Source organism: Streptomyces sp. NPDC007808 (genome assembly GCF_042868655.1).
GTDB lineage: Bacteria > Actinomycetota > Actinomycetes > Streptomycetales > Streptomycetaceae > Streptomyces.
Genome location: NZ_JBIAEQ010000005.1, coordinates 678,120 through 700,961 on the forward strand (window position 1 = coordinate 678,120; position 22,842 = coordinate 700,961).

Annotated in this window: 19 protein-coding genes, 1 pseudogene and 1 riboswitch; of the genes and pseudogenes, 3 read left to right on the forward strand and 17 right to left on the reverse strand. The window is 70.7% G+C overall.

The window, feature by feature from the left end:
* Positions 1-16: 16 nt before the first annotated feature.
* From ACFYNL_RS22295 to ACFYNL_RS22335, 9 genes and pseudogenes are all read right to left on the reverse strand, one after another.
* Entirely contained in the window at positions 17-919 is a 903-nt protein-coding gene (locus tag ACFYNL_RS22295; protein ID WP_388806184.1) for a LysR family transcriptional regulator, read from the reverse strand.
* 36 nt (positions 920-955) lie between these two features.
* The gene (locus ACFYNL_RS22300) at positions 956-2,149 is read right to left on the reverse strand and encodes a glycine C-acetyltransferase (RefSeq protein ID WP_388806186.1); all 1,194 of its coding nucleotides are present in this window, start codon (positions 2,147-2,149) and stop codon (positions 956-958) included.
* 53 nt (positions 2,150-2,202) lie between these two features.
* Positions 2,203-3,231: an L-threonine 3-dehydrogenase gene (gene tdh / locus ACFYNL_RS22305; RefSeq protein WP_388806188.1), complete on the reverse strand. Its 1,029-nt coding sequence runs from the start codon at positions 3,229-3,231 to the stop codon at positions 2,203-2,205.
* Between the two features lie 413 nt (positions 3,232-3,644).
* Positions 3,645-4,223, reverse strand: coding sequence for a GAF domain-containing protein (locus ACFYNL_RS22310; protein WP_388806189.1), 579 nt, complete (start codon positions 4,221-4,223; stop codon positions 3,645-3,647).
* Between the two features lie 61 nt (positions 4,224-4,284).
* Positions 4,285-4,884 carry an ATP/GTP-binding protein gene (locus ACFYNL_RS22315; protein WP_388806191.1) on the reverse strand — a complete coding sequence of 200 codons (600 nt, stop codon included), beginning with the start codon at positions 4,882-4,884 and terminating at the stop codon, positions 4,285-4,287.
* Complete coding sequence (locus ACFYNL_RS22320; RefSeq protein WP_388806193.1) at positions 4,862-5,233, reverse strand: DUF742 domain-containing protein; 372 nt, start codon at positions 5,231-5,233, stop codon at positions 4,862-4,864. The genes ACFYNL_RS22315 and ACFYNL_RS22320 overlap by 23 nt, the downstream gene beginning before the upstream one ends.
* Before the next feature lie 2 nt (positions 5,234-5,235).
* Positions 5,236-5,676, reverse strand: coding sequence for a roadblock/LC7 domain-containing protein (locus ACFYNL_RS22325; RefSeq protein WP_388806195.1), 441 nt, complete (start codon positions 5,674-5,676; stop codon positions 5,236-5,238).
* A 950-nt stretch (positions 5,677-6,626) separates the two neighbouring features.
* A pseudogene (locus ACFYNL_RS22330) lies at positions 6,627-8,462 on the reverse strand (sensor histidine kinase); the annotation flags it as partial.
* 629 nt (positions 8,463-9,091) lie between these two features.
* Positions 9,092-10,315: an MBL fold metallo-hydrolase gene (locus tag ACFYNL_RS22335; protein ID WP_388806197.1), complete on the reverse strand. Its 1,224-nt coding sequence runs from the start codon at positions 10,313-10,315 to the stop codon at positions 9,092-9,094.
* A gap of 214 nt (positions 10,316-10,529) precedes the next feature.
* Here ACFYNL_RS22335 and ACFYNL_RS22340 point away from each other — a divergent pair, with 214 nt between their 5' ends.
* Both ACFYNL_RS22340 and ACFYNL_RS22345 read left to right on the forward strand, forming a co-directional pair.
* Positions 10,530-11,708 (forward strand): Glu/Leu/Phe/Val dehydrogenase dimerization domain-containing protein, encoded by a 1,179-nt coding sequence (locus ACFYNL_RS22340; protein ID WP_388806199.1) that lies wholly within the window; start codon positions 10,530-10,532, stop codon positions 11,706-11,708.
* 69 nt (positions 11,709-11,777) lie between these two features.
* A complete protein-coding gene (locus ACFYNL_RS22345) occupies positions 11,778-12,398 on the forward strand; it encodes a TetR/AcrR family transcriptional regulator (RefSeq protein ID WP_388806200.1) in 621 nt (206 codons plus the stop codon).
* Positions 12,399-12,503: 105 nt separating this feature from the next.
* On the opposite strand, the gene ACFYNL_RS22350 is transcribed toward ACFYNL_RS22345, so the two are convergent.
* The 3 genes from ACFYNL_RS22350 to ACFYNL_RS22360 form a co-directional block, all read right to left on the reverse strand.
* Positions 12,504-13,289, reverse strand: coding sequence for an SGNH/GDSL hydrolase family protein (locus ACFYNL_RS22350; RefSeq protein WP_388806271.1), 786 nt, complete (start codon positions 13,287-13,289; stop codon positions 12,504-12,506).
* Between the two features lie 290 nt (positions 13,290-13,579).
* The gene (locus tag ACFYNL_RS22355; protein ID WP_388806202.1) at positions 13,580-14,530 is read right to left on the reverse strand and encodes a peptidoglycan DD-metalloendopeptidase family protein; all 951 of its coding nucleotides are present in this window, start codon (positions 14,528-14,530) and stop codon (positions 13,580-13,582) included.
* Between the two features lie 4 nt (positions 14,531-14,534).
* A riboswitch (cyclic di-AMP (ydaO/yuaA leader) is annotated at positions 14,535-14,700 on the reverse strand.
* A 300-nt stretch (positions 14,701-15,000) separates the two neighbouring features.
* Complete coding sequence (locus tag ACFYNL_RS22360; protein ID WP_388806204.1) at positions 15,001-17,070, reverse strand: alpha-galactosidase; 2,070 nt, start codon at positions 17,068-17,070, stop codon at positions 15,001-15,003.
* A 184-nt stretch (positions 17,071-17,254) separates the two neighbouring features.
* On the opposite strand from ACFYNL_RS22360, the gene ACFYNL_RS22365 reads away from it, so the two are divergent.
* A complete protein-coding gene (locus tag ACFYNL_RS22365) occupies positions 17,255-18,052 on the forward strand; it encodes a tyrosine-protein phosphatase (protein WP_388806206.1) in 798 nt (265 codons plus the stop codon).
* Positions 18,053-18,073: 21 nt separating this feature from the next.
* On the opposite strand, the gene ACFYNL_RS22370 is transcribed toward ACFYNL_RS22365, so the two are convergent.
* The 5 genes from ACFYNL_RS22370 to ACFYNL_RS22390 all read right to left on the reverse strand — a co-directional run.
* Entirely contained in the window at positions 18,074-18,193 is a 120-nt protein-coding gene (locus ACFYNL_RS22370) for a DUF6126 family protein (protein ID WP_019759758.1), read from the reverse strand.
* Positions 18,190-18,822 (reverse strand): helix-turn-helix domain-containing protein, encoded by a 633-nt coding sequence (locus ACFYNL_RS22375; RefSeq protein WP_388806208.1) that lies wholly within the window; start codon positions 18,820-18,822, stop codon positions 18,190-18,192. The genes ACFYNL_RS22370 and ACFYNL_RS22375 overlap by 4 nt, the downstream gene beginning before the upstream one ends.
* Before the next feature lie 72 nt (positions 18,823-18,894).
* A complete protein-coding gene (locus tag ACFYNL_RS22380) occupies positions 18,895-20,280 on the reverse strand; it encodes an aspartate aminotransferase family protein (RefSeq protein WP_388806210.1) in 1,386 nt (461 codons plus the stop codon).
* Positions 20,277-22,235 carry a 1-deoxy-D-xylulose-5-phosphate synthase gene (gene dxs / locus ACFYNL_RS22385; RefSeq protein WP_388806212.1) on the reverse strand — a complete coding sequence of 653 codons (1,959 nt, stop codon included), beginning with the start codon at positions 22,233-22,235 and terminating at the stop codon, positions 20,277-20,279. The genes ACFYNL_RS22380 and dxs overlap by 4 nt, the downstream gene beginning before the upstream one ends.
* 31 nt (positions 22,236-22,266) lie before the next feature.
* A partial coding sequence (locus tag ACFYNL_RS22390; protein WP_388806214.1) for a flavodoxin-dependent (E)-4-hydroxy-3-methylbut-2-enyl-diphosphate synthase occupies positions 22,267-22,842 on the reverse strand: 576 nt, incomplete at its 5' end.

Sequence of the window (22,842 nt, forward strand, 5' to 3'; positions counted from 1 at the left end):
CGAGGTTACGGGAGCCTCACTCCCCCGCCGCCTCTCCGAGCGCCTGGAGCACCGGCCTGATCAGGGGGTGCTCCTCGGCGCCCCGACGTACGGCGGCGAAGACCCGGCGCGTCGGGGCCACCCCGTCCACGGGCCGTACGACGACCCCCGTGAGGTCCATGCCGCGCAGGGCCGATCGCGGTACGAGCGCCACGCCCGCATCCGCCGAGGCGAGTGCGACGACCGCGCGGAAGTCGTCCGAGGAGTGTTCGAGACGGGGCTGGAAGCCGGCGTTCTCGCACGCCAGGACGACCACGTCGTGACAGGGGTTCCCCGGGTAGGGACCGATCCAGGCGTCCTTGGCCAGCTCCGCCAGCGGCACCTCGGCGGCGTCGGCCAGGCGGTGGTGCACCGGGACGACCGCGTCGAAAGGCTCGGCGTAGAGAGGTACGTGGGTCAGGCGGGGGTCGTCGGCCGGCGGCGCCCCCCGGTACTCGACCGCCACGGCGACATCCACCTGCCGGTCCAGCACCATGGGCAGGCTGGCGTCGCCCTCGGCGTCCTGGACGCGAATGCGGATGCCGGGGGACGTCTCGGCGAGCCGACCCACCGCCGGGGCCACGACCAAGGCGATACCGGTCGCGAAGGAGGCCACCGTGACCGTGCCGGCCGCGCCCGAGCTGTACGCCGCGAGCTCGGCCTCGGCACGCTCCAGCTGGGCGAGGACCGCGTTGGTGTGGCTGAGCAGGATCTCACCGGCGGGGGTCAGCCGTACGCCCTTCGCGCCGCGCTCGACCAGGCGGTGGCCGGTCTCCTGCTCCAGGGCCGCCAGCTGCTGGGAGACCGCCGAGGGGGTCAGATACAGCGCGGCGGCAGCCGCCGTCACCGTACGGTGGTCCGCCACCGCACGGAGGATGTGCAGCCGCCGCGCTTCGATCATGGGATCGATTATCTCAGTGCCGAAAGTGGCCGGGGCTCAGCCTGCCAGTTCCGCTCTGGCCGCCACGAAGGCGTCGACGGCACGGTTCACGTCGTCCGTCGAGTGCGCGGCGGACAGCTGCACCCGGATGCGGGCCTGGCCCTGCGGCACCACCGGGTACGAGAAGCCGATCACGTACACGCCCCGCTCCAGGAGCAGCTCCGCGAGCCGGCCCGCCTTCGCCGCGTCGCCGATCATCACGGGTGCGATGGCGTGGTCGCCGGGGAGGATCTCGAAGCCCTCCTGTGTCATCCGGCGACGGAACAGCGCGGTGTTCTCGGCCAGCCGCACCCGCAGGTCGTCCGCCGACTCCAGCAGGTCGAGGACCTTGAGGGAGGCCGCCGCGATCACCGGGGCCAAGGTGTTCGAGAACAGGTACGGCCGGGAGCGCTGGCGCAGCAGGGCGACGATCTCGGCGCGGGCCGCCACATAACCGCCGGACGCGCCGCCGAGGGCCTTGCCCAGGGTGCCGGTGATGATGTCGACGCGGTCCATGACACCGTGCAGCTCGGGGGTGCCGCGACCGCCGGGGCCGACGAAACCGACGGCGTGCGAGTCGTCGACCATGACCATGGCGTCGTAGCGGTCGGCGAGGTCGCAGATCTCGCGCAGCGGGGCCACATATCCGTCCATGGAGAACACGCCGTCGGTGACGATCAGCCGGCGCCGGGCGTCGGCCGCGTCCTTCAACTGCTTTTCGAGGTCGGCCAGATCACGGTTGGCGTACCGGAAGCGGCGGGCCTTGGACAGTCGGATGCCGTCGATGATCGACGCATGGTTCAGGGCGTCGGAGATCACCGCGTCCTCAGGGCCGAGGAGCGTCTCGAAGACGCCGCCGTTGGCGTCGAAGCAGGAGGAGTACAGGATCGTGTCCTCCTGGCCGAGGAACGCGGAGAGCCGGGCCTCCAGTTCCTTGTGCACCTCCTGCGTGCCGCAGATGAAGCGCACCGACGCCATGCCGTAGCCCCAGCGGTCGAGGGCCTCGTGGGCGGCGGCGATCACCTCGGGGTGGTCGGCGAGGCCGAGGTAGTTGTTCGCGCAGAAGTTGAGGACCTCGCCGGGGCGGCCGCCCGCGCTGACGTTCACGGTCGCGGACTGCGGGGTGTCGATCACGCGCTCGGGCTTGTGCAGACCGGCGGCGCGGATCTCGTCGAGGGTGGCGCGCAGGTCGTCGCGCACGGAGTCGAACATTCAGAGCTCCCAGAAAGGCAGAGTGGGTTACACGGTCGGCTTGCGCGAGGCGCCTATGCGGTCCAGTCGAGGATGACCTTGCCACCGCGGCCGCTCGCCGCGTCGGCGAACGCCGCCTCGAAGTCGCGGTAGCCGTACCGGCCGGTGATCACGGGGGCGAGGTCGAGCCCGCCCTCCAGCAGCACGGACATCGCGTACCAGGTCTCGAACATCTCGCGGCCGTAGATGCCCTTGATGGTGATCATCGAGGTGACGATCCGGGCCCAGTCGACCGGGAACTCCTGCGCCGGCAGGCCGAGCATGGCGATACGGCCACCGTGCGTCATGTTGGCGATCATGTCGCGCATGGCCTCGGGGCGGCCGGACATCTCCAGTCCGATGTCGAAGCCCTCACGCAGGCCGAGCTCGCGCTGTCCGTCGACGATGCTCGACTCGGACACGTTCAGGGCGAGGCTCACGCCGATCTTGCGGGCCAGTTGCAGCCGTTCCTCACTGACGTCGGTGATGACGACGTTGCGCGCGCCCGCGTGCCGGGCCACGGCCGCCGCCATCAGGCCGATCGGACCGGCCCCGGTGATCAGCACGTCCTCGCCGACCAGCGGGAACGACAGCGCGGTGTGCACGGCGTTGCCGAACGGGTCGAAGATCGCGGCGACATCGAGGTCGACGGGTACCCGGTGGACCCACACGTTGGCGGCGGGCAGGGCGACGTACTCGGCGAAGGCACCGTCCCTGCCGACGCCGAGGCCGACCGTGGCACGGCACAGGTGCCGGCGGCCGGCCAGGCAGTTGCGGCACTTGCCGCACACCAGGTGCCCCTCGCCGCTGACCCGGTCCCCGGGCTTGATGTCGGTGACGTCACGGCCCGTCTCGACGACCTCACCGACGAACTCGTGCCCGACCACGAGCGGTGTGCGGATCGCCTGCTGCGCCCAGCCGTCCCAGGACCGGATGTGCAGATCGGTGCCGCAGATGCCGGTGCGCAGCACCTTGATCAGTACGTCTCCGGGCCCTACGGCCGGTTCCGGGACGTCCGCGAGCCACAGCCCCGGCTCCGCCTTCTCCTTGACCAGCGCCTTCACTACGGCTCCCGAGGGTGAGTCCCGCCCTCGGGCATGCCGAACGAGCCCGTGGCCGGGGAGAGGAGTGGAATCGCGTAGCAATCTGCCGTACGCCGGTGCTCCGGTCCATCGAGGATTTCTTAAGCGGCGCCACAGCTTTCCTTCACGCCCTCCCCTGCGGCCTCTCCCGTCCCGGTGTCCCGCCTTCCCTCACCCGCGCCGCCGGCCCTCGACGTACGCGATCAGCTCCGGATCCGGCGGAGCCGCTTCCCGGGCGGTGTCGGTGCGCCGGTGCGCCGGTACGCCCTCCCTCGCGGACGAGGCGCAGGAACTCGCCGACGCCCCCGTGGACCGGCGCGACATCGAGACGCAGACCGCTGGTGCGGACCGCTGGTGCAGACCGCTGGTGGACTCCCCGGGGCAGGGAGGTGCGCTCACAGCGGAAGCCCGTCCACCGCCCGTCGTTCCAGCCGCATCGCCAGTTCCGACGCGGACGCCTTGATCGTCTCCAGCCCCGCCCTCCCCCACGGCCGCGGCTCCACGTCGACGACGCAGACCGTGCCCAGCGCCATCCCGGTGGAGTCGATCAGCGGGGCGCCCAGATAGGAACGGATGCCGTACTCGTCGACGATCGGGTTGCCCGCGAACCGGGGATAGTCCCGCACATCCTCCAGGACCAACGCCTTGTGTCGGACGACCACATGGGGGCAGAACCCATGGTCGCGTTCCATATGGCGGCCCAGCTCCGGCTTGGTGTCGTCGGTCTGCTCCAGGGACACGAGGGGCCGCCGCGCGTGCAGACCGGCGAAGAACTGCCGGTTCTCGCCGACGAAGTTGACCATGGCGTAAGGCGCGGCGGTGACTTCGGCGAGGCGGTCCGCGAAGGCGTCGAGGGCGGGGTCCGGATGTTCTCCCAGACCCAGTCCGAGCAGCCGACGGGCGCGGGCGGGGGCCTCCTTGTCCTCGGGGGTGAGCAGCAGACGAGCAACCGGGCGGGGTGGGCCGTAGCTCATGGGCGGATTCCGTCGCTGTAGGCGTGGGTCATATGCGGTTCCGTCCTGGTGTGTGCGGGTGTCACATGTGGGCGCCGTGGCTCGGCGCGGGTGCCGGCGTGTGGGCGATGAGATGCCGGACGAGGGTCAGCAGGGTCTGGACACCGGAGCTGGAGATCCGGGCGTCGCAGCGGACGATGGGGATCTGCGGATCGAGGTCGATGGCGGCGCGGACCTCCTCCGGGTCGTACCGGTGGGACCCGTCGAACTCGTTGACGGCGACGATGAAGCCGAGGCCCCGCTGCTCGAAGAAGTCGACGGCGGCGAAGCACTCCTCCAGGCGCCGGGTGTCCGCGAGGATGACCGCGCCGAGCGCACCCTCGGAGAGTTCGTCCCACATGAACCAGAACCGTTCCTGGCCTGGTGTGCCGAACAGATAGAGCACGTGTTCCGGATCGAGCGTGATGCGGCCGAAGTCCATGGCCACGGTCGTCTCGACCTTGTTCTCGATACCCTCCAGGTTGTCGGTCGCGGCGCTGACCGTGGTGAGCAGTTCCTCGGTGCTGAGCGGCGCGATCTCGCTCACCGCGCCGACGAAGGTCGTCTTGCCTACCCCGAACCCTCCCGCCACCAAGATCTTCAGTGCGGTGGGGAAGGGGTCAGAGCTGTCGTCGTAGTCCATCGAGCACTGCCTCCAGAAGAGCCCGGTCAGTCGGGTTGTGGTGGAACTCGGGGGGCTTGGTGGTGAGCGCCCCGCCGTCGACGAGGTCCGACAGCAGCACCTTGGTGACCGCCGCCGGCAGCTTCAGGTGGGCGGCGACCTCGGCGACCGAGACGGGGGCGCGGCACAGGTCGAGCGCCTGCTCGTGCTCGGGGCCGAGGTAGCCGAGGGGGGGCGCCCCGGTGGCCATCACCTGCGACATCAGGTCGAGCGCGACGGTGGGCCGGGTACGGCCGTTGCTGACCGTGAAAGGTCGCACGAGCCGTCCGGCCGCGTCGTCGAGCCAGGGCCCGTCGCCGGCCGCCGTCACGTTCAAGGCCTCATCGCCGAGGGTTCGACGGCGACGGAGTGCTGCCGGGGCGCGGTGATCAGGTACGGGCGGACGCTCTTGACCAGCATCGCCATCTCGTAGCCCAGCACCGCCGCGTCGGCCTCGCGGCCGGCCAGCACGGCGAGGCAGGTGCCGGATCCGGCGGTGGTCACGAAGAGCAGCGTCGAGTCGAGTTCGACGACGACCTGCCGTACGTCCCCGCCGTCACCGAAGCGGAGTCCGGCACTGCGGCCGAGGGAGTACAGGCCGGAGGCCAGGGCTGCCATGTGGTCTGCGCTGTCCGGGTCGAGACCGTGAACCGACTTCACCAGTCCGTCGCAGGAGAGGAGCACCGCGCTGGTGGTGTGCGGTACACGCTGCACTAGGCCACTCATCAGCCAGTCGAGATCGGACACATGAGCGGTCGGCGCTTCGCTCGCCATGATGGATCGACTCCTTGAAATACGAATGTCTGCGGGAGCGCTGGGGGTGGGGGTTGCCGCCCAGGCGGACTTCAGGCTGGTCAGGGGCGTGGTCATCCGGCTGGCGCGCTCCCGTCGTGCCGGGTGGTGTGGTCGGCGCCGGGCGCGAACCCGGAGTGCGTCTCGGTGCTGTGGGGCCGGTCCATGGGTGATCCATCCATGTGCGACCCGGTGGTCATGGGGGTCACATCTGTGTGGGGGCCATCCAGTGGGGTCGGGCGCAGGTGGTCGGTCTGCGGGCGACCTGTGTCCGGGCTCATCGGCTCCGGACGGACAGGTGTCTGGTGCAGGGACTCAAGGCGGAGAGGCTCGAAGGACGTGGGGTCCTGTCGGGTCGGCTCCGGGGTGGGTGATGCGGTTTCGGGGGTCGTGTGCCGCAAGGGTGCGTAGGTGGGGTCGGCCTGGTGGGTGAGGAGGGCCTGGTGGGTGGGTGTCGGGGTGGTGGCGGTGCCGGCGGTGGTGTGCGGCGAGTGGGGGTGGCCCGTGTCCAGGTGGCCGAGGCCGATGAGGTGGGGCGGCGTGTGGCCTGAGGCCGTGTCGCTGGACACCATGTGCTCGGACGCCATGTGATCGGACGCCATGTGTGTCGTGCGGCTGGACGGTGTGTGCGGGACATCCATGTGGCTCGCGCCCATGTGTCCGCCTCGCCCGTGGTCTCCGAGGTTTCCGTGCCCGAGGTTTCCGTGCCCGAGATCCACGTGCCCCGGGTCGATCCGCCAGGGGTCCTTCAGCCCCAGCTCCGTGGCGGTGTCCTCCATGTGGCCTGGGCCCATGTGGCCGCCGCCCGTGTGCTCGGCGTCCGTGGGCGCCGCTTCCCAGCTCCCCGTGTCGCTGTGCCCGGCATCCATGTGCGGGGTCTCCATGTGCGACGTCTCCATGTGCCCGACATCCAAGGGCTGGACATCCATGTGGCCGGCATCCATATGCGCCGCCTCCATATGGGACGCCTCCATGTGCTGCTGCGTCTCGGCGAGCCCGATGCCCCGCTGGAAGGCCGCCATCAACCCCGGGTCGTGCCCGGCCAGATGGTCGGGCTCCTGACGAGGCGCGGGAGCCTCACGCAACTGAGGGGCGATGTGCTCCTGGGCCCGGCGGCGCGGCAGTTGAGGCTTGTCCATGGTGCCGCGGACGGTGGCGATGCGCGGGGTGGGCGGAGCGACGGTGTTCTCGTCGAGGAGCCGGCGTTCGTCGGGCTTGATGCCGGGAACCGCTTCCGCCGGATTGGCCCGCTCTGCGTGTGCGCCCCGCACGGGGAGCGGTGCCGGCCCACTGCCGTCCGCCCTCGGGGCAGCACCCCTGCCGGCCTGCGGCTGCGGCTGCGGCTGACGCGGTGTCCCCGGCGTCGCCTCGCCCGCCCCCCGCTGCCCGGCCGCCGGTGCTCCCGAGCCCGTATGCCGCTGCTGCTGAGGCACCGGCGCCTGCTGTGCGCGCCCCTGCGACGTGGCGGGCGCCGGGGCCTGCGGCGGTACGGCCGTACCCCCTGCGGGAGTGTGCGAGCCCTGCGGCTCCGACACCCGCGCGACGCCTCCGCGTCCCTCGGGTTCGGTGCCCAACAACGCCTGTGGCACGACGAGTACGGCTTGGACGCCGCCGTAGATGTTGCTCTGCAGACGGACATGGATGCCATGCCTCTTGGCCAGCTGCGACACGACGAACAGCCCGATGCGCCCGTCCGCCAGCAAGCTGGCGACGTTGACCTGGTCGGGGTCGGTGAGCAGGGCGTTCATACGGTTCTGTTCGCCGACGGGCATGCCGAGCCCGCGGTCCTCCACCTCCACGGCGAGCCCCGAGGTCACCAGGTTGGCCCGGAGCAGCACTTGGGTGTGGGGGGCGGAGAACACCGTGGCGTTCTCGACGAGTTCGGCCAGCAGGTGGATCACGTCGGCGACGGCGTGTCCACGCAGGGTGCCGTCGATGGGCGGCACCAGCTTCACCCGGGAGTACTGCTCGACCTCGGCGATCGCCGAACGCAGCACCTCGGTCATGGAGACCGGGTTGCTCCACTGCCGACGGGAGACGGCCCCGCCGAGGACGGCGAGGTTCTCGGCGTGGCGACGGATGCGGGTGGCGAGGTGGTCCACGTGGAAGAGGCCCTTGAGCAGATCCGGGTCCTCGATCTCGTTCTCCAGATCGTCGAGGATGGAGATCTCCCGGTGCACGAGCGACTGAAGGCGCCGGGCGAGGTTGACGAAGACCTCCAGCTTCTGCTCGCTGCCGGCCTGGCTGGAGAGCTGAGAGGCCTGGACGACGGCGGTGACGGCCCCGTCGTGGGCGCGGGCGATGTCGGCGGCCAGCAGCTCGAAGTCGTCGGCGCCGTCCGGTGGACCGGTGCGCGTCTTGCGCTTCGGCGCACCGTCGCCGCGTCGCAGGGCCTCCACTAGCGACCGCAGATCTGCCTCGCCGCGGGCACTGCTGCGGCGCAGCGCGCCGAGGCGGTCGCTCACGGACTTCGCGGTGCGGTCGGCGGCAACCGCGGCGATCAGGATGCCCGCGAGGGCCACCGAGACCGCGCCCGCGAGCACGCCCCACAGGGTGAGGCTCGGCCGGACTCCGGTGGTGCGCGCGAGGAACAGGACGGCCGCGCAGGCGCTGAGTGCCACGGCGATGGGCGGCAGGACGGCCAGACGCATCAACTGGTGACGTATGTGGGTCTCGGGCAGAGCGGGTGCGGTGCGGGGGGCCGGGCGCCCGTGCCGCCCGCCCTCACGGCGGTCTGCGCGTGCGGCCGGGGCGCGGAGTTGAGACATCGGGGTCCTCGTACTGGTCCGTCGGTCGGGGCCTGGGGATGCGCACGGTCTGCACGGCCCGGGGCATGCGCCATCGCGATGTCGGTCGACGCAGCCGACAAGTTCGGCTCCGTGTCGCCCGACGGACACTGACAGTAGTCGCCTTCGCATCATGTGCGGTGGGCAGTTGACAAAGTCCGGCAGGCAGCGTCCCGCTCTGGTATGAGGTCTCGTACGACAGACCGATAAGCCGTCTCCTCATGGTTCAACACGAGGGACGGGAACGATCGGACCTGGTCAGAAGTGGTCACGAAGGAAAGTCGGCGGCGGGGCACATCATCCGTGCCACAGCTCACCGACCTACGGATCCCCCGCTCACGAACGCCCCGGCCGTGACGTTTCCGCACCTACCGGCCGAAGGCACCGACCCCCGGCACGTCACGGCACGTATCGGCGCGCCCCGCCGATCGTGCGCCTCCTGGCGCCCCTACGCTCCCGGCGTGAGCCGTCGAAGACGGGCGCACGAATCCGACGAACGCGCCCCGCTCCGGTCGAACTTCCCCTGGCCGACGCGCTCGTGCGACTTCGGACCGACAGGCTCGTGCGGCCCCACGTGACCGACTCGTCCGCCGCGGCACATCACAGGGGCCCTACACCACCGCCGGACTGTCCGGCCCCGCCACCACCGGGCTGTCCGGCGCCGCCACCACCGGGCTGTCCGGCCCCGCGACCACCGGCGGCCACACCGGCCACCCCTCGGCGGGTGCCTCGGTCACCTCGCGCCACCACGGGGTGACGGGCGGCACGGTGGCCGGCTCGAAAGGCTCACCGCAGCGGGGAGCCGCCATCGTGACCCCGGCCTTGTGCGTGGCCCGCATCATCCACTCCCCCGGCTCCGCCCACGGATGCGGCGCCAGGTTGAAGGTCCCCCAGTGGATCGGCAGCATGATGCCCGCGGTCGGGTCCCCGCCCTGCAGGTCGAGGTGGGCCCGGACGCCCTCGTCCGGCGTCATGTGGATGTCGGGCCAGAAGTCCGAGTAGGCCCCGACCTGGATCATCGTGGCGTCGAACGGGCCGTGGTCGGAGCCGATGTCCTTGAAACCCTCGAAGTAGCCGGTGTCACCGCTGTGGTAGATCCGGTGCTCGTCCGAGGCGACGACCCAGGACGCCCAGAGCGTGTGCTGTGTGTTGCGCAGACCGCGCCCGCAGAAGTGGCGGGCCGGGGTGGCGGTCAGCGTGAGGCCGCCGACCTTCGTGGTCTCGTGCCAGTCCAGCTCGCGCAGCCGGTCTGCGGACACGCCCCAGTGTTCGAGATGGCCGCCGACCCCGAGAGGCACCGCGAAGAGGGTGTCCGTGCCGGCCAGCGCCTTGATCGTCGGCATGTCCAGGTGGTCGTAGTGGTCGTGCGAGATGACGACGACATCGACGGGCCCGAGCGCGGCGAGGGGCAGCGGCACCGGATGCAGCCGCTTGGGCCCGGCGAAGGGGAACGGCGAGCAGCGCTCTCCCCACACCGGATCGAAGAGGACCCGGTGGCCGTCGATCTCCGCGAGGACGCTGGAGTGCCCCATCCAGGTCAGGCGCAGTCCGCCCGAAGGCGGCTTGGCCAGGTCGGCGTAGGTGGTGGAGTGCACCGGCACCGTGCCTTCGGGAGCGCGGCGGGGGCGGGTGTCCTTGTCGAAGAAGACCTTGGCGAACTCCACCATCGACCCGGACGGCCGGGTTCGGGCGGCGCCTCCGGGGTTCTGGAAGACCCCGTCCCTGAAGTGCGGCGATCTCTGGATGCGCGCCATGCGCTCACCGCTCGGATCCACGCCGAAGGCTTCGGGCCGCAGGGCGCGGAGCCCGGAGCTCGGGAAACGGAAACCGGCCACGGTACCTCCAGGTGGAGTCGGTGAGGCTTCCATTATGGTCGGCCACTCCGACATCCCCGGATGGGCCCGGAGAACGGCTCCCCGGCCGCTGCCCCGGCCGTGCGACCCGCTCCGAGAGCCACTCCGCATTGACATGTCCCCGCCCCCACTCCAATACTGACCCGTCGTTCAGTATCCGCGCGCGGCACGCGGCCCGCCCCTCCCCGGAGACCCCATGACCACCCCCTTGCTGTCGCTCACCTGGACCGACCACGTCACCGGCCGTCAGGGCTTTCTGGTCGTCGACCGGCTGGTGCGCGGCGTGGCCAGCGGCGGGCTGCGGATGCGCCCGGGTTGCACGCTGGACGAGGTCGCCGGGCTGGCGCGCGGGATGAGCATGAAGGAAGCCCTGCACTACGACCCGGAAGCCCGCTACATCCCCCTGGGCGGCGCCAAGGGCGGCATCGACTGCGACCCGCGGGACCCGGAGGCGTACGGCCTGCTGGTGCGCTACCTGCGGACCATGCGGCCGTACATCGAGAGCTGCTGGACCACGGGCGAGGACCTCGGCCTCACCCAGGACGTGGTCGACCGGGCGGCCGGCGAGGCGGGCCTCGTCTCCTCCGTCCAGGCCGTGTATCCGCTGCTCGACGACGAGGCCGACGCCCGTCGGCGGATCGCGGACGCCTTCGCGGTCGAGGTGGACGGCATAGGGCTCGACGAGCTGGTCGGCGGCTGCGGAGTCGCCGAGTCGGTGCTCGCGGCGCTGGACCGGGCCGATGTGCCGTACTGGCGGACCCGCGTGGCCGTGCAGGGGTTCGGCACCATGGGCGGTGCCACGGCGCGTTTCCTCACGCGTGCGGGACTCACCGTCGTGGCGGTCGCCGACATCAAGGGCACGATCGCCAACCCGGCGGGGCTCGACATCGAGGCCCTGCTCGCGGCACGGGACGCGTACGGCACCGTGGACCGCGCCGCGCTGCGCCCCGGCGACCGCGAGCTACCCGGCGAAGCGTGGCTGTCCGCCGAGGCGGAGGTGCTGGTGCCAGCTGCCGTGTCGTACGCGATCGACGTCACGAACCAGGGCCGGATCACCGCCCGCTGGATCGCCGAGGCGGCCAACATGCCCGTACGGCCCGAAGCGGAGGAGCTGCTGGCCACGCGGGGCGTGACCGTGTTGCCGGACGTGGTGGTCAACTCGGCCACGAACGCCTGGTGGTGGTGGACGTTGTTCGGCGACCTCGACGCGGACGCGGACGCAGCGTTCGCCCACACACGGCGCTCGATGCGCGCCCTCACCGATCTCACCCTGGCCCGCGCCGAGGCCGACGGCACGACACCCCGGTGCGCCGCGCACACCATCGCGGCGGACCGGCTGGCGGTGATCTCCGACCGGTTCGGTTGGCACGACTGAGCGCGAACGGCGTGTCCTCACCGGGACGCGGCCCGAGGCCGGCGGGTGCCGAGGCTTTAGGGTGACGGCGTGGCAAGAGTGCGGTTGAGCGTGGCGGAGCGGCGTGAGGAGTTGCTGCGGGCCGCCGTCGAGCAGATAGAGGCGCGGGGCGTTACGGCGGTCAGGATCGCCGACGTGGCCTCGGCGCTCGGGGTGAGCAACGCCCTGGTGCTCTACCACTTCGACACCAAGGAGAAGCTCGTCGCCGCCGCGTTCTCGTACGCCGCCGAGGGTGATCTGACCCGTCTGCGGAAGATCCTCGGCCGTCGTACGACGGCGTTGCGACGGTTGCGGGCCGCCGTGCGCTGGTACGCGCCGACCGGCCAGGCCAAGGGCTGGCGGCTGTGGATCGAGGGCTGGGCCGCGGCGTTGCGCGAGCCCGCGCTGCAGGAGGTCACACGGGACCTCGACCGGCAGTGGAAGGCCGCCCTCACCGAGGTGCTCGCGCAGGGCGTGGCCGCGGGTGAGTTCGACTGCCCGGACCCCACCGGTACGGCTCTGCGCCTCACGGCGCTTCTCGATGGGCTCGCCGTGCAGTTGACGTCGTACTCCGGCGCGGTGTCACGCGCGCGTGCCCGGGACTGGGTGGACGAGGCGCTGGCCCGGGAACTGGGGCTGGAGCGGGAGGCGTTGGCGGCGGCGACGCGGTGAGGCGGCCGACCTCCCGCCGACCGGTCGGCGCCGGCGGCCGTGCGGGCCGCGCCCCTGGAACCGGGCGCGGCCCACATCGCCGAAGCGCCGACTCAAGTCACCGTGTCAAGCCACCGCGTCGATCCGCATCTTGATGTCGTCCGGCGACAGTGCGCCCTTGGCCGTCACATGGTCACCCGAGGACTCTCCGCGCAGTCGCCGCCCGATCCAGGGCACCAGGAATTCGCGCGCCCACTGGACGTCGTCCCGCCGGATCTCCAGGGTGCCGCGCGGCGGGAGCGGCGGCCAGGGCTGATCGGGGTCGGCCGGCACATCGAGGCCGAGGACCTGGCCCGCGCGCAATGCCACGCGCGTGTGCCCTTCCGGGGACAGGTGGAGCCGGTCGTGGTCCCAGGCGCGCCGGTCCTGAACGGTCTTCAGGGACCACAGGTCGAGCACCGGACAGCCGTACCGGTCGGCGATGGCCCGCACATGGCCGTTGTACGTGGCGATCTTGCCGCGCAGATGCTTCAGCACGGGCACGCCACGGGTGTCGAATCCGGTCGTCACCATGACGGTGCCGACCGCGGAGGTCAACCGGGCGACGGCCCGCTCGAACCGCTCGGCGACCTCGTCGGGGTCGGTGCCGGGCCGGATGATGTCGTTGCCGCCCGCGCAGAAGGAGACCAGGTCCGGGGCCATTTCGATGGCCTGCGGGAGCTGGTCCGCCACGATCTGGTCGAGCAGTTTGCCGCGCACGGCGAGGTTGGTGTAGTCGAAGTCGCCCTCGGGCCGTCGGTCCGCGAGGAGGACCGCGAACCGGTCGGCCCAGCCGACGAACGCCCCGTCGGGGCCGGGGTCGCCGACGCCCTCGGTGAAGCTGTCCCCCACCGCGACGTACGACCCGATCACTGATCTGCTGTCACTCTTCGAATCGTCTGCCACATCGGCACATGATTCACCTTCGAATGTGACCTACGCGACCGTAGGGCAGGGTTGACGAGCGGTGAGATAGGCCACTTACCAAGTGTTCGCCAAACCCGGAATAACCCTTTGGTCAGGTGCGTTGCGGGCGCAGCGAGCCGCCCTCCCCGCGGACACGCCGAAGGCCGGACCCCGCGATCGAGGTCCGGCCTTCGGCTGCGTGTCAGGCAGGTGTGTCAGGCATGTGCGTCAAGCAGGCGGCGTCGGCAGGACGACCGTCAGCCGATGGCGACGCCCTTCGAACGGAGGTAGGCGACCGGGTCGAGGTCGGAGCCGTAGTCCGGGGTGGTGCGGATCTCGAAGTGCAGGTGCGGGCCGGTCGAGTTGCCGGTCGAGCCGGAGAGGCCGACCTGCTGGCCCGCGGTGACGGACTGGCCGCTCGACACCGAGAGGGACGACAGGTGGGCGTACTGGGCGTAGCGGCCGTCGGCGAGCTGGATGACGACCTGGTTGCCGTACGCGCCGGCCCAGCCGGCGGAGACGACCGTGCCGGCGCCCACGGCCTTCAGCGAGGTACCGGTCGGGACGACGAAGTCGACGCCGGTGTGGTAGCCGCTGGACCACATGCTGCCCGCGACCTTGTAGGCGGTGCCGACGGCGGCACCGGCCACGGGGGCCGTGAAGCCATTGGTGACGCCGGCGGTGTCGGCGCTCTGCGCTGCCGTGGTCGCCTTCGACGCGGTGGCCTTCGAGGACTGGGACGACTTGGACGGCTTGGACGACTTGGACGACTTGGAAGCGGTCGAGTCGGAGGACGGCGCCGACGGCTTGGGGGCGCTCGGCGCGGCCTTGCCACCGAGGGTGAGCTTCAGACCGGGGTGGATCAGCGCCGGGTCGTCACCGACGGCCGCACGGTTGTCGGCGTAGAGCTTCTTCCAGCCGCCCTCGACGTTCTGCTCGTCGGCGATCTTCGAAAGGTAGTCGCCGACCTTCACGGAATAGGTCCGCACATCCGCCTTCTTCGCCGCTTCCTTCTTCTCGGCGGCTTTCTGTCCGGCGACCGGAAGGGCCTGAACGGCCTTTTCCGAAACGGACTGCGAAGGAGCGGCGTGGGCGCCGGTGGCACCGATGAGCGGGAGAGCGAGAGCGGCGCCACCGGTTCCGGCGACGGCGATGGAGCGGGTGAAGCGCGGGGACTTCGGACGGCGGTGCTTACCCTTCGCGGGCATGGCGAATTCCTCTCCGGCGCCTGCGAGGTGAGCTGTCGGGTGCGGGCTGGAGATGCCCGGCCGCGTCGGGACGCGACTTGACCCCAAGCCGTTCCGGAGACCGGAACAGGCGGTTGTACCTGTGGGTCCCCCGCTCCTGCCGTACACGGGTGAGTTAGCGCGGAATCCGGTCGGCGGCAGGATTCGGCGTCCGTCCGGATGGGTGGCGAACGTAAGCGAGGAAGACGCGCGGGAACAAGTGAGGGGTTCCGTCCGAATGCGTTCCTGTTGATCCCTTGTGGGAATTACCGGTCACCCTGCGTTGATTATCGGGGCGCCTCCCGGCACAAAGCCCCTTGAAACACATATGGATTACGTGAACATGACGAGCGACGCACCGTCACGAATATGACGCTGCTCACGTGACACTGCTCCAGCTTCCTTCGCTGCGGAGCGAGTTGGAATGAAGGAGTCGAATTCGGACAGATCCCCTAGATGCGGCGCAGCCGGATAACCGTCGCATCGAGGTCGCCGCACAATCCGGTCTTAAGTCCGTGATGCAGCATTACGGCACCTCTGTGTGTTTCGCCCGTTTCAAGGCATTCATACGATGCTGTCGGGTCGAGCGCACGCAGGCGCAGCGCCGGGACGGGCTCACCGAACCGCTGCGCCTGGAGCCAGGCGAGGACGACCGCGTCGCCTCCGCGCACGTACTGCACCGCGCTCAGCCCACCGTTCGGAGGCCGCAGCCGGTAGAGGTCACCGTGCTGCACCACGGGCCTGATCTCCTTGTAGAGCGCCACCCACTCCCGCGCTTCGGCGAGTTCCTCCTCGCTCCAGCGGGCGAGGTCACCGCCGACCCCGAGCACCCCGGCCATGGCGCTCACGAAACGGAAGCGCAGGGAGCTCGCACGATGATTGAGCATGGCGTTGGGGCTGTCGGTGACCCAGGCGGCCATGGCACGGGCGGGGTGGACCTGACTGAAGCCGTGCTGGACGGCCAGCCGGTCGAGCGGGTCGGTGTTGTCCGAGGTCCACACCTGGTCCGTACGGCCCAGCACCCCCAGGTCGATCCGCCCGCCCCCACCTGAGCAGGACTCGAAGGCGACGCCCGGGTGGGCGGCCCGCAGCCGGTCCAGCAGCCCGTACAGAGCCCGCACATGGTCGACCCACAGCCGTTGCGGGTAGGACTCCCCGGGCCAGCCGGCATCGGTGAAGCAGCGGTTGAAGTCCCACTTCACGTAGTCGATCGGGGCGCTGGACAGGAGCCCGTCGAGTCGCTCCCACAGGTATTCCTGCACGTCCTCGCGGGCGAGGTTCAGTACGAGCTGATCGCGGAATTCCGTCCGCTTTCGTCCCGCTTCATATTGAATCCATGATGGATGGGCGCGATACAACTCACTGTCTGGATTGACCATTTCCGGCTCCACCCAGATGCCGAACTGCATGCCGAGCTCGTGCACGTACTCCGCGAGCGGCTTGAGCCCGGACGGGAAGCGGTCGGGGTTCGGCACCCAGTCGCCGAGCCCGGCGCGGTCACTGGTACGTGCCCCGAACCAGCCGTCGTCGACCACGAACAGCTCGACTCCGATGGCCGCGGCCCGCCGCGCGAGCACGCTCTGCTGCTCCTCGGAGATGTCGAACTCCGTCGCCTCCCAGGAGTTGAACAGCACCGGCCGGTCCTGGTCGGCGTCCGGGATGACGTACGCGCGCTGGTACGCGTGCCAGGCCCGGCTCGCTGCGCCGAAGCCGCCCCCGCTCCACAGCCCGGCGAAGACGGGTGTCGTGAAGGACTCCCCCGGCCCCAGCCGCAGCAGTCCGGAGTCGTCATGTCCGGCGCCGCCGGTGATCTGCACGCGCGCGTCCGGGAGTTGGGCGACGGCGATGCGCCAGGACCCGGACCAGCCGAGGGCGCAGCCATAGACCTCGCCGGTTTCCTCGGTGGCGTCCGTGTCGAGCGCGACCCATGGCAGATGCTGGTGTCCGGTGTGCCCGCGGCGGCTGCCGAGGACCTTCTCACCGTAGGTGAGGGGCGATCTCACGAGCCTGGACTCGGCGCCCCAGCGGCCGTGCAGCTGGGACAGCCGCCACTCGTCCCGGTCCGGCAGCGTCCAGGTGGCCGAGTCGGCGCGCAGCAGTTCCAGGGCCGGCCCCTCGTTGTCCAGGGTCACCCAGCGTTCCACGACGTCGTCACGCATCCGGTAGTGCAGGGTGATGCGCAGACCCCCGTCGAGGAAGCGCAACCGCAGCTCGTCGCCGTCGATGTCGTACCGCTCGAAACCCCATTCGGTGCCGCGCCGCTCGTCCGTGCGCACGGACAGGGCCGGCCGTACGAAGCGGGGGCCACCCTCGACCGGGTACTCCTCGCGTCCGTCGAGCGGGGACTCGAAAGGCCGGTATTCCGGCAGCGGACTCACCGCGAGGGCCTCGGCGTCGGCCAGCGCGATCCGGGGCCCCCAGTGGAGGTGCAGGAGCTCGTCGCCGTCGGTCAGATGCAGGGCGTATCCGCTGGTCGGCCCGGTCAGGAGCCACGTGCGGCCGTTGGCTGAGATCTCCAGCATCGAGCTCCCCACACAGATTCGAACAGCTGCCATCAAGTACCAACATCATCAAGGCTCCGGGCACCCCGAGGCAACGCCTGTGGACAACTCATTGCCTCAGGAACCGATGTCGTATCGTCGAGAGCGCACCCCGCCGGCCGCATCGTCGAGCCGCGCCGCCGGGGCCGACTGGGAGGGAGCCCCCGTGACGCAGCAGATCCCGTCGACCGAGCCCGAACTGGCCGGCGTCCGCAATTTCCGCGATGTGGGCGGACTGCCGACGGTGGACGGACGACGGGTGCGCCACGGCGTGCTGTTCCGCAGTGGTCACCTGGCACACGCGACCGAGGACGACGCCGCTTTCCTCGGCGCCCTGGGCCTGCACACGATCTTCGACTTCCGCAACGCGGCCGACCAGAAGCTGGAGGGCCCGGACGTCGAGCTGCCCGGCGTGCGCAATGTGAACCTGCCGCTGAGCGACCCGGCGGACGGCGCGGAGTTCTGGAAGATGGTCCGTGACGGTGACCTCGACCAGTTGCGGGAGATCCTCGCGGACGGCAAGGCCGCGAACCGGATGATCGCCTCGTACCGCATGATCATCACGGAGCGCACCGGCGAGCACTCCCAGGTGCTGCACGCGCTCGCCGAGGACAGCGTCCCCGCCCTCATGCACTGCGCCGCAGGCAAGGACCGCGCCGGCCTGTCCATCGCCGTGACGCTGCTCGCCCTCGGCGTCGAGCGCGACGCGATCCTCGCCGACTACCTGGAGTCCAACGCCAAGCACCGCCGCTACAAGGTGCACCGCAGCAGCAGTGCCGCCTCGGCCTACTCCCCCGAGGTGATGGAGTTGCTCAGCCCGCTGTTCGACGCGCGCGCCGAGTACCTGACGGCGGCCTTCGAGACGATCGAGGGGACGTGGGGCACCGTCGACACCTACCTGGAGCAGGGGCTGCGGCTCACCCCGCAGACCCGGGAGCGGCTGCGGGAGCGGCTGCTCGACTGACACCCGGCCGTCCCGTGTGCACTACTTCGCGCCCGCTTCGAACAGGAAGTAGATGAAGGCGGCGAAGACGTGCCCCACCGCGATGTAGATGATGAGCCGCACCCACAGACCGCGTGGGAACTTCTCCTCCATGTCGCTCATGACGTCTCTCCGGGGGTGTGGCCCAGGCACAGCGTGGCCGTGGGGCTCTGCAGCAGGGTGTGGACGAACAGCAGCTCGACACCGCCCTCGTCCTGGGCGGCGATGCGGTGCGGGGTGAGCGAGTCGAAGTGGGCGCTGTCACCGGGCGCGAGCCGGTGCGTGGCGTCCCCGAGGCGCAGCCGCAGCCGCCCCTTGAGGACGTAGAGCCACTCCTCACCGGGGTGCACACGCACGATGTCGCCCTGAGAGCCGTAGGGCACATGGACGCGCAGCGCCTGCATCCCGCGCCCGGCGGCGCCCGCCTGCCAGTACGTCCAGCCTCCGGCCGCGCTCGGCTCCATGTCGGTGGCGCGCACGACCGCGTCCCGGTCGGCGACCGTCTCACCGAGCAGTTCGGAGACGGTCGTACCGTAGATGCGCGCGAGCGCGAGCAGCATCGGCAGGGACGGCTGGCGCTGCCCGGTCTCCAGACGGGAGAGGTGGGCGGGTGAGAGCCCGGCGGCGCGGGCGGCGGACTCCAATGTGAGCGCCGCTCGGCGGCGCAGGGCCCGCAACCGGGGGGCGACGGCCGGCAGGGTGTCGGCGGAGCCCGGTGTTTCGCCCTCGGGCGCGAGGTCGGGAGAGCTCATGCTCTCCATTCAGCCGGAGGCTTGCCTCTGCGGCAAATTCATTGCCTCAGAGGCAAAAGCCCGGAGTCGACCTCAGCGGTTGGCCACCGCCTGCTTGATCAGCGTCTTGCCGAAGTCCCACATCAGCCCGCCACCGCTGTGCGCATCGTCCATCACGTCCGTGAAGGCGTCCACGAACCGGTCAACCTCGCGCTCGCCGATGATGAGCGGTGGAATGAGCTTGATCACCTCCAGGTGGTCCCCGGAGACCTGGGTGAGGATCCGGTGCCGGCGCAGCAGCGGCACCACCACCATCTGCGCGAACAGGCCCTTGCGGGCGGCCTGCAGCATGGCCCAGCGGCTGCGGAGCTTCAGCGAGTCGGGACGGCCGAACTCGATGCCGATCATCAGCCCCCGCCCGCGGACGTCGGCGAGCAGCTCGTACTTGCCGGTGAGTGCCGAGAGCCGGGACTTGAGCAGCTCCCCGGTAGCCCGCGCGTTCGCGACGATCTGCTCGTTCTCCAGGACGGACAGGACGGCGAGCCCGGCCGCCATGGCCTGCGCGTTGGATCCGAAGCTCGCCGAGTGGACCAGCACCCGGTCCATGGACGAGTAGACCTTCTTGAAGATCCAGTCCTTGCCGAGCGTGGCGCCCACCGGCACGTAGCCCCCGGACAACGCCTTGGCCACGCACACCAGGTCCGGCTCGACCCCCTCCTCGTGCTGGTAGGCGTAGAAGTCGCCGGTCCTGCCGAGCCCGGTCTGCACCTCGTCCGCGATGAGCAGTGCCTTGTGCCGGTGCAACAGCTCCTGGGCGCCCCGCAGATAGCCGGGCGGGGCCTCGTGAACGCCCTTGCCCTGGATGGGTTCGACGATCAGGGCGGCGACGTCACCGCCGCGCAACTCCCGTGCCAGCGCGTCGAGATCACCGAGCGGTACGGCCGTGTCGGGCAGCAGCGGGGCGAAGCCGTCCCGGAAGCCCGACTCGCCGTTCACGGACAGCGCGCCGGTGGTCAGCCCGTGGAAGGCGTGCTCGCAGTACAGGATCCGCGGCCTCCCGGTGACGAACCGCGCGAACTTCAGCGCGGTCTCCACCGCCTCCGTCCCGCTGTTGCCGAAGAACACCCGGTCCAGGTGCGGGCTGTGCGCGAGCAGCCGCTCGGCCAGCAGCCCGGGCAGCGGCTGGCAGTCGAAACGGGTGAGGTCGGCCAGGCAGGCGTCGAGGACGTCGTGCAGCGCCTTGCGGACGACGGGGTGGTGGCGCCCCAGGCCCATCACCCCGAACCCGGCGAGCATGTCCAGGTAGTCGTCGCCGTCCGCGTCCCAGAAGTAGGCGCCTTCGGCCCGCTCGTAGACCTTGTCGAAGCCGATGGTGCGCAGCATGCGCGGGAGCTGGTGGTTCAGGTACTCGCCGTGCAGCTCGTAGCGCTCGGCTCCGCGCTCGGCGAGGAGTCTGCCGAGGTCGAACTCGGTGGTCATGCAGGATTCTCCTTGACTGGCACGGCGTTACGACCGTCCCGGCCGACGTCGGCCTGCTCGGTGCCGGCCGGGCCGTTCTCGGCCTCCTTGAGGGCCAGGCTCGCGCTGATCCGTCCGGCGACCTCGACGGGCGTGAGCCCGATGTCGGCGAGCACCTCGCCCCGCTTGGCGTGCGCGAGGAACTGCTCCGGGATGCCGAAGCGCCGTACGGGTACGTCGACGTCGGCGTCGCCCAGTGCCAGTGCCACGGCGGCGCCGACTCCCGCCGAGCGGCTGTTGTCCTCGACGACCGCCACGATCCGGTGCTGCGCGGCGAGGGGCACGAGCGCCGGATCCACGGGCTTCACCCAGCGCGGGTCGACGACGGTGCACGTGATGCCGCGCGCCTGGAGCAGCTCGGCCGCCTGGAGGCACACCGGGGCCATCACGCCGACGGCGACGAGGAGGACGTCCGGCTCGCGCCCGGACCGGTGCAGCACGTCCAGGCCGCCCACCCGGTCCACCGCCGGGATCGACGGCCCCACGGACTCCTTCGGGAACCGCACCAGCGTCGGGGCGTCGTCGACGGCCACCGCCTCCCGCAGCTGCGCCCGCAGCTGGTCGGCGTCGCGCGGCGCGGCGATCCTGAGGCCGGGCACGACCTGGAGGACGGACATGTCCCACATGCCGTTGTGGGAGGCCCCGTCGACGCCCGTGACGCCGGCCCGGTCCAGTACGAACGTCACCCCGCACCGGTGCAGCGCGACGTCCATGAGGAGCTGGTCGAAGGCCCGGTTGAGGAAGGTGGCGTACACGGCGACGACCGGATGCAGCCCGCCCGTCGCGAGCCCCGCCGCCGACACGGCCGCGTGCTGCTCGGCGATCCCCACGTCCCACACCCGGTCCGGGAACCGCTCCGCGAACTTGCCGAGCCCGACCGGGTGCAGCATGGCCGCCGTGATCGCCACGACGTCCTCCCGCTCCTCGCCGATCCGCACGATCTCGTCGCCGAAGACCGACGTCCAGGACGGCCCGTTGGACGGCGCCAGCGGCTCGCAGGTCAGCGGGTCCATCACACCGACGGTGTGGAAGTGGTCCTCCTCGTGGGCGAGAGCGGGTTCGTAGCCGCGCCCCTTCTCGGTGAGGCAGTGGACCAGCACGGGCCCGTGGAAGCGCTTGGCCCTGCGCAGCGCCGACTCGACGGCCCCGATGTCGTGCCCGTCGATGGGGCCGACGTACTTCAGACCCAGGTCCTCGAACATGCCCTGCGGGGCGAAGGCGTCCTTGAAGCCCTTCTTCGCGCCGTGCAGGGACTCGTAGAGCGTGTGGCCCACGAGCGGGGTGCGCAGCAGGACGTCCTTGCCCCAGGCCAGGACCTTCTCGTAGCCGTCGGTCGTACGCAGGGTGGCCAGGTGGTTGGCGAGGCCACCGATGGTCGGGGCGTAGGAGCGTTCGTTGTCGTTGACGACGATGATCAGCGGCCGGTCCTTGGCGGCCGCGATGTTGTTCAGCGCCTCCCAGGCCATGCCACCGGTCAGCGCCCCGTCGCCGATCACCGCGACGACATGGCCCTTCTCCCCCTGCACCTGACGGGCCTTGGCGAGTCCGTCGGCCCAGCCGAGCGCGGTGGAGGCGTGGCTGTTCTCGACGATGTCGTGCTCGGACTCCTCGCGGGAGGGGTAGCCGGACAGGCCGCCCTTGCCGCGCAGCTTGGAGAAGTCCTGGCGTCCTGTCAGCAGTTTGTGCACGTAGCTCTGGTGTCCGGTGTCCCAGACGATGCGGTCGACCGGCGACTCGAAGACCCGGTGGAGGGCGATGGACAGTTCCACCACCCCCAGGTTGGGCCCGAGATGTCCGCCGGTCCTGGCGACCGCGTGCACCAGGAACTCCCTGATCTCGTCGGACAGCTCACCGAGTTCCGCCTCGGACAGCGCCTTCAGGTCACGTGGTCCCCGGATGTTCTCCAGAATCGTCACGCTCGGGCCCCCTCTCGGTCCGTGCCTTGCTTCAGCTCACAGTCACTTCTGGTTTCCCCGTGACGATGGAGGCGCCCGTGGCCGCGCCGCCCTGCTCCATCCGCTCGGCGATCTTCATCGCCTCCTCGATCAGGGTCTCCACGATCTTCGACTCGGGCACGGTCTTGATCACCTCGCCCTTGACGAAGATCTGGCCCTTGCCGTTGCCGGAGGCGACCCCCAGATCCGCCTCCCGCGCCTCCCCGGGGCCGTTCACCACACATCCCATGACGGCGACGCGCAGCGGCACCTCCATGCCGGTGAGGCCGGCCGTGACCTCTTCGGCCAGCTTGTAGACGTCGACCTGGGCGCGGCCGCAGGACGGGCAGGAGACGATCTCCAGGCCGCGCTGCTTGAGGTTCAGGGACTCCAGGATCTGGATGCCGACCTTGACCTCCTCGGCGGGCGGCGCGCTCAGCGAGACCCGGATCGTGTCGCCGATGCCCTGGGAGAGCAGGGCGCCGAAGGCCACGGCCGACTTGATCGTGCCCTGGAACGCCGGGCCCGCCTCCGTCACGCCGAGGTGCAGCGGGTAGTCGCACTGGGCGGCGAGCTGCTTGTACGCCTC